This is a genomic window from Streptomyces sp. cf386 (assembly GCF_900103585.1).
Taxonomy (GTDB): Bacteria; Actinomycetota; Actinomycetes; order Streptomycetales; family Streptomycetaceae; genus Streptomyces.
Genome location: NZ_FNHV01000001.1, coordinates 402,117 through 414,585, shown reverse-complemented (window position 1 = coordinate 414,585; position 12,469 = coordinate 402,117). Strand labels below are relative to the sequence as shown.

At 70.2% G+C, this 12,469-nt stretch carries 7 protein-coding genes; all 7 read left to right on the top strand.

The annotated features are described in order from the left end of the window. Positions 1-14 precede the first annotated feature (14 nt). From BLU79_RS01775 to BLU79_RS01745, 7 genes are read left to right on the top strand one after another with little or no spacing between them, the layout of a single operon-like run. On the top strand, positions 15-539 hold the full coding sequence (locus BLU79_RS01775) for a phage tail protein (RefSeq protein WP_004003113.1): 525 nt from the start codon (positions 15-17) through the stop codon (positions 537-539). Positions 540-565: 26 nt separating this feature from the next. Next, positions 566-1,438, top strand: a complete 873-nt coding sequence (locus BLU79_RS01770) for a hypothetical protein (RefSeq protein ID WP_093903765.1) — start codon at positions 566-568, stop codon at positions 1,436-1,438. Further along, positions 1,431-2,177, top strand: a complete 747-nt coding sequence (locus tag BLU79_RS01765) for a hypothetical protein (protein ID WP_093903764.1) — start codon at positions 1,431-1,433, stop codon at positions 2,175-2,177. Before BLU79_RS01770 ends, BLU79_RS01765 begins: the two co-directional genes overlap by 8 nt. Positions 2,178-2,210: 33 nt before the next feature. Further along, the gene (locus BLU79_RS01760) at positions 2,211-3,221 is read left to right on the top strand and encodes a Pvc16 family protein (protein ID WP_093903763.1); all 1,011 of its coding nucleotides are present in this window, start codon (positions 2,211-2,213) and stop codon (positions 3,219-3,221) included. Positions 3,222-3,254: 33 nt separating this feature from the next. Continuing rightward, positions 3,255-5,270 (top strand): ATP-binding protein, encoded by a 2,016-nt coding sequence (locus BLU79_RS01755; RefSeq protein ID WP_256333096.1) that lies wholly within the window; start codon positions 3,255-3,257, stop codon positions 5,268-5,270. Beyond that, positions 5,261-5,581 (top strand): hypothetical protein, encoded by a 321-nt coding sequence (locus tag BLU79_RS01750; RefSeq protein ID WP_093903761.1) that lies wholly within the window; start codon positions 5,261-5,263, stop codon positions 5,579-5,581. The genes BLU79_RS01755 and BLU79_RS01750 overlap by 10 nt, the downstream gene beginning before the upstream one ends. After that, positions 5,578-12,441, top strand: coding sequence for an eCIS core domain-containing protein (locus BLU79_RS01745; RefSeq protein ID WP_093903760.1), 6,864 nt, complete (start codon positions 5,578-5,580; stop codon positions 12,439-12,441). The genes BLU79_RS01750 and BLU79_RS01745 overlap by 4 nt, the downstream gene beginning before the upstream one ends. Positions 12,442-12,469: the final 28 nt, after the last annotated feature.

Genomic DNA, 12,469 nt, shown 5'->3' with positions numbered 1-12,469 from the left:
ACTGAAGGAATCCGATGGCTGAGTTCACGGTCAACGCGCATCGCTTCGACCCCTACAAGAACTTCAAGTTCCTGGTCCTGTGGGACGGTCGTACGGTCGCCGGCATCAGCAAGATCAGTCCGCTCAAGCGGACGACGGAAGTCGTCAAGCACCGGCACGGAGGCGACCCGTCGTCGCCCCGCAAGTCGCCGGGCCGCTCCGAGTTCGAGGGCATCACCCTGGAGCGCGGCGTCACCCACGACCCCGAGTTCGACCGCTGGGCCAACAAGGTCTGGCAGGTCGGGGCGGGCCTCGGCTCCGAGGTGTCCCTCGCCGACTTCCGCAAGGACATCGTCATCCAGGTCCTCAACGAGGCCGGCCAGGTCGCCGTCTCGCACAAGCTGTACCGGACCTGGCCGAGCGAGTACCAGGTCCTCGGCGAGCTGGACGCCAACGCCAACGCGGTGGCCATCCAGTCGCTGAAGCTGGAGTGCGAGGGTTGGGAGCGGGACTACGAGGTGCCCGAGCCGGAGGAGCCGTCGTTCCTCAACCCCGCTTGATCAGTGGGTAGTTGAGGGGGGACGAGATGACGATCACGGGGGCGGTCGAGTTGCTGGCCACCTGGGAGGCTGGCCTCGCCGAGGCACCTTCCGGGCGCGCCCTGCTGCTGCACCGCACGGCCCGCCCGGACGTCGACGTCGCGAGCCTGCCGGTGCTGCCGGTGGGCGAGCGCGAGGCCGACCTGTTCGCGCTGCGCCGCGCCCTGTTCGGGGAGCGGATGCAGGTGCGGCTGGCGTGCTCGGCGTGCGGGGAGGACATGGAGTTCGACCTGGACGCCGGGGAGTTCGCGAGGTCGCTGGGCGGGCGGGGCGGGTCGGGGGACGGGCAGGGCGGTTCGACGGGCGGGCAGGGCGGTTCGGTGGGCGGGCGCGACTCGTCCGCCGGGGCCGCTTCGTCCGCTGGGTCGGCTTCGTCCGTCGGGACCGCTTCGTTCGCCGGGTCGGCTTCGTCCGCCGGGGCCGTCGTGCGGGTCCGACAGGACGGCTGGGACGTCGTGTTCCGGCTGCCCGGTGTCGCCGACCTGACGGCGGCGGCCCGGGCGGCCGACCCGCGCGCGGCCCTGCTCGCCCGGTGCCTCGTCTCGGCGGTGCGCGACGGGACGGACGCAGGGCCCGGTGACCTGCCCGTCCCGGTCCAGCGCCGGATCGCCGAGGCCGTCGAGGCGGCCGACCCCGGGGCCGACGTGACGCTCAACATCGCCTGCCCGGAGTGCGGCGAGGCCACCCGCGCCGAGCTCGACATCGCCTCCTACCTCTGGACCGAACTGGACACCTGGGCCCGGGACCTGCTGCTCGACGTCCATCTGCTCGCCACCTCCTACGGCTGGAGCGAGCCGGAGATCCTGGCGCTCAGTCCGCTGCGGCGCCGTTACTACCTGGAGCTGTGTGCGGATGTCTGACGCCGAAGGGGCGCCGGTTCCCGACTTCCTCGACCGGCTGATCGCCCGGCACGCCCCGGCCGCCGCCGGTCCCCGCCCGGGCGTGGTGCGGGTACGGCCCCGGCAGCCCGGCCCGTTCGAACGGGTGGAGGCGGTACGGGCCACGACACCGGGCCCGGACGACGGGACCGACCTGCTGTGGCCCTCCACCACGCCGTCGGACGTACGGCCGGTGGAGGCGCCGCGCCCGGGTCCGCACGCCGCCCGGCCGCACACGGAGCGGGAGCGGACGGTCGTACGCACCGAACGCGCCCCGTCCGACCCGGCGCCGCGGCCCGCCCCGAGGGCCCTGCCCGAGACGCCGCTGCTGCGCCCCGTCGCACCGGTCGCGACGGGACCGCGCCCGACGCCCGACGCCGCGCACCGGGCGGTGGGCCGGGGGCGGCAGGAGCGGGACTCCACCCAGAGCGCGGCGCCCATGCCCAACCCCCCGGGCAGGGACGTCGCTTCGCCCGCCGCCGTGTCCACCCCCCTGCGGCCCAGCGCCGCGGACACGGCGGCGGCACGGGACGCCGTACGGCAGGCCGCGGCCCGGCGGCCCGGCAAGGCGCCGGAGCAGGTGGTTCAGGTGCAGATCGGGCGGCTGGAGGTGACGGCCGGACCGGCACCGTCCGGCGGGGGCCGGCAGCGGACGCCCGCGAGGGAGCGTTCGGGGGCGACCTTGAGCCTGGCCGACTATCTGGCGCGAGGGCGGGAGTGACATGACAGACCGAGGAACCGAGGAACCGACGCCATGAGCAACGCACTCGCCATCGCGCATGTCACCCAGGCCCTCTCCGTGCTGATCGCATCCAATCTGCTGCCGGAGTTCGACGAGGCCGTCAAGATGGAGCTGGGCAAACCGCCGACGGAACCGCCGTCCGAGCCCACCATCTCGGTGTTCTGCTACCAGGTCACGCCCAACGTCTCGCAGCGGGGCAACGACCTGCCGACCCGCGCCACCGACGGCACCCTGCGCAAGCGGCCCGTCGCGGCACTGGACCTGCACTACCTGATCAGCGCGTACGGCGAGGAGTCGGAGCTGGTCGGGCAACGGCTGATCGGCGGCGTGGTGCGCACCCTGCACGAGATCCCGATCCTGCCGAAGGACGTCATCGAACAGGCCGGAGAGAAGCCGTACCTGGCGGGCAGCGACCTCGCCGAGGCGGCGCAGCGCGTGCGGTTCACGCCGACGGTCATGGACATCGACGAGACGTCGAAGCTGTGGGGGATGCTCCACCAGACGCCGTACGCCCTCTCGGTGGTCTACCAGGCGGCCCTCGTCTTCATCGAGGGCCGCGAGACGCCGGTGCCGGCGAAGCCGGTGGAGCGGTACACGGCGCGGGTGCTCCCGTTCGGGGCGCCCGGTGCGCCGGTGCCGCCGGGCGGCGGGGCGGAGGCGTCGGGGGGGAGCGGGAACGATGGGCCGGTTCCCGAGGCGGGTTCCGCGGAGAGCGGGACGCCGGCGGAAGAACCGGCCCGGAAGGCGCCTGAGGGGACGTCTGAGAAGGCGCCTGGCAAGGCGGTCGCGAAGGCGCCGGCGAAGGCTTCGGCCAAGGCGCCCGCGAAATCCGCGGCCAAGGCGCCTGCCAAGGCACCTGCCCGCGCCAGGAAGGATGCCCAGCCCGGCAGCAAGACGGCGCAGACGGCCAAGTCCGCGCGCGGCACCGCCAGGAGCACGGGTGCCGCGCCTTCTTCGGACCCCTCGCCGGACCCGTCACCGGGCTCCTCCTCGGCGGGTGGCCCCGAGGGCGCGGAGAACTGAGGCGGAATGGGGACGACGGGGGCAGGTGAGGACATGGGGACGCATCGGACGGGTGCCGTGAACGCACCGGGCGGCAGCCCGACGCTGCTCGCGGAGATCCGGCGCGTCCTGGCCCGTGTCGACGCCCACGCGGCGCGCGCGGCCGAACCGGGCACGGCCGCCGGTACGGACACGGCAGCGGAGCCCGATGACGGCTCCCGCGGTCGTGCCGCCGACGTCGAACACGTACCGGACCCGACGGCCCCCGCGACCGCGCCCCTCGACGCGCTCGTCACCTGCTTCGGCCTCACGGCCTTCGAACGGGACCTCGTACTCCTCACCGCCGCCTACGAGCTGGACGCCACGACCGCCGCCCGCTGCGCCGCCGCGAGCGGTGACCCGGAGCGTGCCTACCCCACCTTCTCACTGGCCCTGGCCGCCCTCGGCGAACCGCACTGGAGCGCCCTGACGCCCGTGGCACCGCTGCGGCGCTGGCGCATGGTGGAGCTGGACGACGAGTCGCGCCTGACGCTGTCCCGGCTGCGGCTCGACGAACGCATCCTGCACTTCCTGCTCGGCTCGCCCTACCTGGACGCCCGGCTGCACGGCCAACTGCGCCGCACCTCGGTGCCGGACGAGCTGCCGCCGTCGTACGACCTGGCCGCGAGCCGGGTCGCCGCCGGCTGGAGCACCGCCGCCCGCCCGGACGCGCCTCTGCTCGTGGAGGTTGTCGGAGGCGATCTGCGCAGCCGGGCGGACATCGCCGCCGCGGCGGCCGCCCGGTCCGGACTCGGGCTGTACGCGATGAGCGCCGAGGACATCCCCACCGACGCCGCGGAGCGCGACCGGCTCGCTCGGCTGTGGCAGCGCGAGGCGATCCTGCTGCCCGCCGCGCTGCTCGTCGAGATCGGCGAGCTCGACCGCGACCAGCACGCGGCCACCGACGCGTTCCTGACCGGGGCCGCCGTTCCCGTCGTCGTGTCGAGCCGCGATCCGCGCCAGTCGGACCGGCCGCACGGCGACCGGGTGGCCGTGCCGCGCCTGGACGACGAGGAGCAACTCGGCCTGTGGGTGGGCGCGTTCCGGGACGTCGTCGACATCGGGGAGCACGAACTGCGGTCGCTGGTCGCACAGTTCCAGCTGGCACCGCATGTCGTACGGTCCGCCGCTGCCGCCGTACGCCGTGATCTGCCCGGCGAGGACGAGCTGGACGCCGCTGGACTCGCCTGGCGGGCCGGGCTGAACGAAGCCCGGATCGGGATGGACGAACTGGGCCGCCGTATCGAGCCCGAGGCGGGCTGGGACGATCTCGTCCTGCACGAGCGGCAGACCAGTGTGCTGCGGGAGATTGTCGCGCACGTGCGGCAGCGGGCCACCGTGCACCAGGAGTGGGGGTTCGCGGCGACCCTGCGCCGCGGCCTCGGCGTCACCGCACTGTTCGCGGGCGGCTCCGGCACGGGCAAGACCCTGGCCGCCGAGGTCATGGCCAAGGAGCTGGGCCTGGACCTGTTCATCATCGATCTGTCGCAGGTCGTCAGCAAGTACATCGGCGAGACGGAGAAGAATCTCCGGAGGGTCTTCGACGCCGCCGAAGCCGGCGGTGCACTCCTGCTCTTCGACGAGGCCGACGCGCTTTTCGGCAAGCGCAGCGAGGTGAAGGACAGCCACGACCGGTACGCCAACCTCGAGGTCAGCTATCTGCTGATGCGGATGGAGGCCTACCGGGGCCTCGCCATCCTCACCACCAACATGAAGAAGGCCCTGGACACGGCCTTCATGCGCCGTATCCGCTTCGTCGTCGACTTCCCGTTCCCGGCCGAGCAGGAGCGCGCGGAGATCTGGCGCCGGGTGCTTCCGGCGCAGACCCCGTCGAAGGGCATCGAACCCGAGCTCCTCGCCCAACTCACCGTGGCGGGCGGCTCGATCCGCAACATCGCCCTGTCCGGCGCGTTCCTCGCCGCCGAGGAGGGCGACCGGCTGCAGATGCGGCACATGCTCGCCGCGGCCCGCACCGAATACTCCAAGCTGGAACGCTCCTTGACGCCGACGGAGGTCCGCGGATGGGTGTGAACAGGCCATACCGGGAGAGCGCGGCCGGTCGCCCCGAGCCGCGCGAGATCCGCGTCGACATCGGCGAGCTGGTCCTGGACGGCTTCGGCTCGTCCGTGGACCCGCGGCGCGTGTCGGCGTCGTTCGAGCGGGAGCTGACCCGTCTCGTACGGGAACACGGGGTGCCGTTGGCCGTGGACGGTGCCGTGTCGGTGGACGGGGTGTCGGGACTGCCCCCGATGCCCGCCGGGCTGTCCGCGCGCCGCCTCGGCCAGGAGCTGGCCCGCGCGGTGCACGCGGGGCTTTCGGGCCGTGGGGAGGTGACGCGATGACGAACTCCGCCGCTCAGGACTCCCAGGCGGCCGAGCAGGCCGCCGCCGAGCGCCGCCGCAAGCGCAAGGAGCGCGCGGCGAAGAACCGTGCGCCCGAGCCGAAGAGCATCGTCAGCGGGGCCGGGCAGCCGCTGGACGCCGGTGTGCGCCGGGAGCTGGAGGAGCAGCTCGGCCACGACCTGGGCTCCGTACGCCTGCACACCGACCGCGACGCGAGCGCTCTCACCGGCATGCTGGGTGCGGACGCGGTCGCGGTGGGCCGGGACATCTTCTTCGGCGAGGGCCAGTACCAGCCGGGCACGGAGCAGGGCCGCGCCCTGCTCGCGCATGAGCTGCTGCACACGATCCAACACCCGTTCGCCAGCGGCGCGTTGGCGGCCGGCCGCGACCTGGGCCAGGTCAGCGCGCCGCACGAGTCGGCCGAGCGCGCCGCCGAGGACGCCGCCCAGGCCGTGGCGCGCGGCGAGCAGGCACCCGAGGTCGCCCCGGAGGCCAGCACTCCGGCGTGGATGCGGTACACCACCGTCCACGCCGACCGCAATCGGCTCGAACACCTCGACCCCGCCACGCTGGTCGACCGCCTGGCCAACACGGTCATCCGGTCCATCCGTAGCGATCCGACGGACAGCGCGCAGCGCGTCCGCGCCTCCCTGGCCCCGCTCTCGGAGGAGCTCCAGGAGCGCGTACTGGACCGTCTGGAGCACCGGCTGCTCACCTCCGAGCACGACTTCGTGGTGGACCTGGTCACGGAGATCGCCGAGGACGGCCAGGCGGAGAGCGAGGCCACCGCCCGGCAGCGGGGCCTCCTCGCCCCGGAGGTCGAGGAGGACACGGCCGAGGACGTACAGGCGGAGCGGGAGAGGGAGCAGGAGGCCGCCCAGGAGGAGCAGCAGCGCACCGAGCGGACGGGGCCCGCTCCCGGCCCGGAGAAGCAGTCCGTTGACTCCGGGGCCGGCGACACCGCTCCCGCCGCGGGCAGTACGCCCGAGAACGCGGGCGGCACGATCCCGCAGGGCGGCACTCCGGGCGCGGACGCCGGGAAGGCGGAGGACGACAAGGAGTCCGACCCGCGGACGGGCGGGGACGCCTCCAGCCCCAAGGGGGACGGCGAGCAGCCCACTTCGCCCGCCGCGCAGTCCGAGCAGAAGCCGGGGCAGCAGGAGGCAGCGGCCGGCGGGAATGCCGGAGCGCAGGCCGCCGGGAAGCAGGGCGAGAAGTCCGGCGCGGAGAAGAGCGGACAGCAGGGCCAGCAGCAAGACAAGGGGGACAAGGGGGACAAGGGGAAGCAGGGCGGCGGGAAGGACGGCGACCGGGCCGGGGCGAAGCAGGCCGAGGAGAAGGCCAAGAAGGAAGCCGGCCAGGAGGAGGCGGCAGGCCCGCGCGCCGACGCCGAGGACGAAGCCGCCAAGGCCCGCGAGAGCGCCGCCGCGACCGAGGCGGCCAAGAAGGACGCGCCGGGCCGCGACGAGGGCACCGCTACGGACACGGGGAAGGACGACGGGTTCCCCGGCCGTGCCAGCACGCTTGACGGGGCACGCGCCCAGGACCAGGAGGGTGAGGAGGAGAAGGAGGAGTCCCCCGCCCAGGGCGGCGACTCCGAGGTGGAGGTCGGCGGCGGGGAGCCGAGCGCGTGGGACATCAAACTCAGGCCGGAGGACTTCCTTCCCGAGCAGGACCTCGACGTGTCGAACGTGCCGACCTCCGACCAGATCGACGAGTCCGCCGGGAACTCCGCCCCGCCCACCCCCTCCTTCTCTGCGCCGCCGCCGACCAGGGCCGAAAAGGTGCAGGCACAGCGTCAGCAGGAGGACGAGGAGGACGCCGAGCGCGAGGCGGCGGCGGAGAAGGACGACCCGGGCACCGACGACTCCCCGCCCGTGCCGGGCGCAGAGGAGGAGGCGGCGGAGCAGGGCCGCCGTACGGAGAGCGAGCTCGACCCCGAGGAGAAGTCCGAGCCGAAGCCCGCACCGGGCGTGGCTTCCAAGGATCCCAAACTGGGCGACGACCCCAAGGCGGGTCCGGCTGCGGCCGAGGCCAACACGCAGGAGGCCAAGGACCGTTCGAAGGAGACCGGCGGCGGTATGGCCGAGCAGGCCGCCAAGGACGAGAAGGGCACGCCGACCGCGGGAGGTCCCGGCGACAAGGCGTCGGGCGGCGACAAGGGCTCCGCGCAGTCCCGCTCCGACACCTCGGCCACCCAGTCCCCGTCGGACACGGCCAAGACGGCCGCGGAGGGGGAGAAGGCGGCGTCCGGCGAGGGCACCACGGGTGCGGCGAAGGCCGAGGAGTCCCCTGGCCCGCAGGAGTCGAAGGGACCCAAGGACCAGGGCGGGAGCGCCACTTCGGACGGGTCCGCGTCCGGCGGCGGGACGACCGACTCCGACAGCTCGGCAGACAGCGGTGCGACGTCGCCGTCCGGCTCGACCTCCAGCCAGCCTTCCGGCAGCGACAACTCAAGCTCGGACACGGCGAGTTCAGGCTCGCGTACGGAGTCGCGCTCGTCCTCCCGTACGGAGAAGCAGAGCCCGAGGGCCCAGGAACCGCGGACGGAGAAGTCCAAGGAGCAGGCACCGCAGCCGGAGAGCAAGGCCGACTCCGGTGTCGGGGACGACTCCGGCTCCCGGGCCGCACCCGCGCCGACACGCGGCGGAGGCGGCGGCGCCCCGAAGGGCGGCTCCACGGGTGGAGGCAAGGCCTCCGCGTCCAAGGCGAAGAAGGCGTCCAAGGCGGCGCCGGACCTCTCCGGTGGCTCCCCCGAGGAGGGCCTTGCCACCGCGTCGAACCTCAAGCCGCACCAGGCCGTCGAGGCGATGGACAGCGTCGGCGGCGCCGTGGACAAGGACGTCGGCAAGGAACACAAGCAGCTGGCGTCCAAGCCGCCCGCCATGGACCGTCCCACCGGCGCCCCGAAGACCCTGCACGGTAAGCCGGACGCCGAGGAAGCGGCACAGTACAACGAGGACAAGGCCGCGCGCGCCGAGGACGCAGAGGACGAGAAGGCCGAGGTCAAGGGCGAGAAGAAGCCCGAGGGCAAGATCGAGGCCGAGGAGATGGAGGAGCCCGACTTCTTCGACCAGGTCGGGATGATGGCGGGTTATGCCCTCGGCTGGGCGGGCGACCTGATCGGCCTCGATGTGACGGCGGAGGATCTCGCCGCGCAGTTCGCCGGGATGCCGACCAAGGACGAGGCCATGAAGCAGGCGCAGAACGGTACTGCGCCGGGCGTGGAGATGCAGGGCCAGGCCGACGACAAGGCCGAGGAGCAGGGCGGCAACACCGACGACAAGAGCCAGGAGGCCGCCGAGACCGGGGCCGACGACGCCGGTCGCAAGATGGGCGAGGACCAGGTCTACCCGGACGCGCCCAAGGAACGGCTCGAGGGGAAGGTGCCGGCCGGGCAGGGCGGCAAGTCGGTCGTCGGTGGCGGCGGTGCGGGTACCGGTGCCGTACCGCCCGAAGCGGCCTCGGAAGTGGCCGAGCACGAGCGCAAGCCGCAGTTCAAGAAGGCGCTCAGCGACGGCCGCCAGGACATGGGCAAGGGCCGGGAGAAGAAGACCCAGGACACCCGCACGGGCCAGGAGAAGCACAAGCGGCAGGTCGACAAGGAAGTCCAGTCCAACACCAAGGAACAGACGGGCAAGCGCGAGGGCGTCCTGACGGACGTGGACAAGCAGCGCTCCGACTGGACCAAGGACCAGGACGAAGAGCTCAAGAAGCTCGGCACGAAGAAGTCCGACCGCGAGAAGAAGATCCGCGACGACGTCAAGAAGGAAGAAGAGGACACCGACAAGGACGTCGACAAGGAGAAGGAAACCAGCGACAAGGACGTCAAGGACAAGGGCACCAAGGCCGAGGAGGACGCGGAGAAGAAGAAGGACGAGAAGACCGACGACTCCAAGAACTGGCTGTCCAAGGCGCTCGACTGGATCAAGGAACAGTTCATCGCGCTGCGGGACAAGATCGTCAAGATCATCAAGGACGCCCGTGAAGCGATCATCGGGGCCCTGAAGAAGTTCAAGGAGACGGTCGAGGGCTGGATCAACGCGGCCCGCGAGGGCATCGTCGAGATGATCAAGAAGTTCATCGAGGACCTGATCGAGTTCGTCACGTCCCTGGTGGAAGCGGTCATCGAAATCGCCCGCCGTATCCGCAAGTTCATCACGGACCTGATCAACGCGGCGCTCGCGTTCGTCACCCAGCTCGCCGCGGCGCTGAAGCAGATCATGAAGGATCTGCTGGAGTCCATCGCGAAGCTTCTCAGCGACATCCTGAACGTCCTGAAGAAGATGCTCCTCGACGTCCTGAAGGCCTGCAAGGACGCCCTCAAGGCGGTCCTCGACTTCGCGACGAAGTTCATCGCCGCGTTCGGCGAGTTCATGATGATCCTGGTCGACATCCTGTCCGACCCGGGCGGCTGGCTGAGCGGCGCGAAGAACTCCGCGTACGACGGCGCGAAGAACCACCTCTTCAACGAGGTCAAGAGCGCGGTCAAGCAGTGGTTCAACGACAAGGTCAAGGAGATCACCGGCCTGACCGAAGCCGTCTGGAACAAGCTCATGAAGGGCGGCTGGACCCTAGAGAAGATCGCCAAGGAGGTGTGGGACGCGATCGTCCCCCAACTCCCGTTCATCATCGGCGAGATCGTCATCACGAAGGTCCTGGCGAAGCTGATCCCCGGCGCGGGCTGGGGTGCGGCGATCCTGGAGGCCATCCAGGCCGCGATCGGCTCCCTCGGCGAGATCCTCAAGGCGATCGGCGCGGTCATCACGTGGCTCAAGTCCGTACGCCAGGGCGGCGCGGGCGTCCTCTTCGCCAAGGCGATCGCGGCGGGCATCGTGGTTCTGCTGGAGATGGCCTACGAGTTGATCCTCAGCGGGATCGGCAAGTACGTGTCGAAGGTGGGCCAGCGGTTGAAGGGTGTCGCTGCCAATTTGGGCAAGGACAAGGGCGGCGGCACGGACAAGGGCAAGGACGGCGGGGGCGACCCGCCGGCTTCCAACAAAGACAAGCCCTCGTCGACTCCAGAGAAGACGCAGACGCCCCCGGCCAAGGTCACGCCCCCGACGAAGCCCAAGGACGCGGGCGGCCCTGGAAAGCCGAAGGACCAGGGCGCTCCCGCCAAGCCCAAGGACCAGGGCGCGCCTGCCAAGCCGAAGGACAAGGACGCACCGGGCAAGCCCCAGGACAAGAAGCCGGCGACGACGAAGCCCGGAAAGCCGAAGGACAAGGACACCGACGCCCCGTCCCCCAAGCCGACGAACCCCAAGAGCCCCACGAACAAGCCCGGCAAGGACAACGGCAAGCCCGACGACAAGAAGAACAACACCCCGAGCGACACGTCCACGAAGCCGACGCCCCCGACGTCCAAGGACAAGAACGGCAATCCGAAGGACAAGGACCAGCAGCCGGACAAGGACAAGCCTGACACCAAGCCGACTCCACCGGCGAAGCCCAAGCAGGATCCGGGCAAGAAGGACGGGCCGGACGGCACGAAGAAGGACGAGAACAAGGGCAACGAGGACAAGAGTCCGAACCCCGACAACAAGCGTCCCGATCCCGACTCCAAGAAGGACCCGTCGGACAACGACAGTCCGGGCAAGAAGGACCCCGACAGTGACGGCAAGGACAAGGACGAACCCGGGCGACCGAAGAGCGAGGACGCAAAGGAGAAGAGAAAGGAAGAAGAAGAATCCCAGTTGTCCCAGCAGGAACCTCCACTACCGCGGGTGCGGTTCCGTATGGCGAATGGCGAGGTCCACACTCTCTCCTTCAACGGGCGGACCAAGAGTGCGGATCTTGAGGTGCACAGTGTCACCCAATCGTTGCGCCTCTTCTTCCATGCTTGGGGCAAGGAAATCGAAACCATGCCGGACGGCCCGGAACGGGAACGACAGGAGTGGGCCCTCAACAGGTCCAAGCAACTCCAAGGTGGTGTAAATCGACTGCAGAACGGAATGTCACCAGATAGGTCCAACAAGGCGTCGGGTAGGCGCAGGTTCACAACCGCCACCTCTCCAGCCGAACTGAACCTCCTGCGCGGAGAGATGACCAAGCTCGCCCAAGTGATGGCGGTCAGGAACGCGAGCGAAGACGACCTCCCCCCGACGATCTTCCCCCCGTTCGCGGACAACGTCCGTGCCCCGAAAGAGACCAAGACGCATTACATCAGCAAGAACACACCTCGCGGGGAAAAATCAGATGCGCACCGGCCGGGGAATCCGCTGGGCTACAGCACTTCGCTGTATGCGGCCCCGGACTATTTCCTGAGGATGCACCTGCTTACCGAACGATTCGGCGGCCTCGCCTCCGGATCCAACCTGGTTCCTGCTCCGCTTCGAATCAACAACAACTTCAAGGACGAGGTGGAGGAACCCGCGGACATTGCACGTAAGGGTGACCGGAAAATGATCTGGTACAAGACGGTGGTCAATTTCCATCCCGCACCGTTTGAAAATTTCCCGCAGCGCATCACTAGCAGCTGGAACTTCTATTACCAAAATGGGAAGACTTGGAAGGAGATGCCCGAAGTGTCAGGGGGGAAGAAGCGCCACTCCGATGTGATCCCGTCTCCTTCGGGCGCACGCAAGGTTCGAGTGAATGACGTGAGTGAGTCTCCGGCGTACATTATCGAGAAGTTCAACGCGACCCCGGGGTACGTCACAGTACTGAGGAAGCTGGCAGCCGAAAGGGACTCCACTGGAATCGGTGATCTGATTGCCAGGCTGAGGCGGCATGAGGGGAAGCCGGCGCCGGGCTCAGGAATTACATATCCGCCGAAGATCGGGCGCCCGCTGGATGATTTCGAACGGGTCATCAAGGAAATTGAGGACCAGGATAAACTTGGTAATATCGATTACTGAGGAGCCACCAAGGAAGAAAGGTGACGAA

What these genes read in the sequence shown, in the direction of transcription:
- BLU79_RS01750 (WP_093903761.1), top strand. Translation starts at nt 5,261, where the DNA reads ATGGGTGTGAACAGGCCATACCGGGAGAGCGCGGCCGGTCGCCCCGAG.
- BLU79_RS01745 (WP_093903760.1), top strand. Translation starts at nt 5,578, where the DNA reads ATGACGAACTCCGCCGCTCAGGACTCCCAGGCGGCCGAGCAGGCCGCC.
- BLU79_RS01760 (WP_093903763.1), top strand. Translation starts at nt 2,211, where the DNA reads ATGAGCAACGCACTCGCCATCGCGCATGTCACCCAGGCCCTCTCCGTG.
- BLU79_RS01775 (WP_004003113.1), top strand. Translation starts at nt 15, where the DNA reads ATGGCTGAGTTCACGGTCAACGCGCATCGCTTCGACCCCTACAAGAAC.
- BLU79_RS01755 (WP_256333096.1), top strand. Translation starts at nt 3,255, where the DNA reads ATGGGGACGCATCGGACGGGTGCCGTGAACGCACCGGGCGGCAGCCCG.
- BLU79_RS01770 (WP_093903765.1), top strand. Translation starts at nt 566, where the DNA reads ATGACGATCACGGGGGCGGTCGAGTTGCTGGCCACCTGGGAGGCTGGC.
- BLU79_RS01765 (WP_093903764.1), top strand. Translation starts at nt 1,431, where the DNA reads ATGTCTGACGCCGAAGGGGCGCCGGTTCCCGACTTCCTCGACCGGCTG.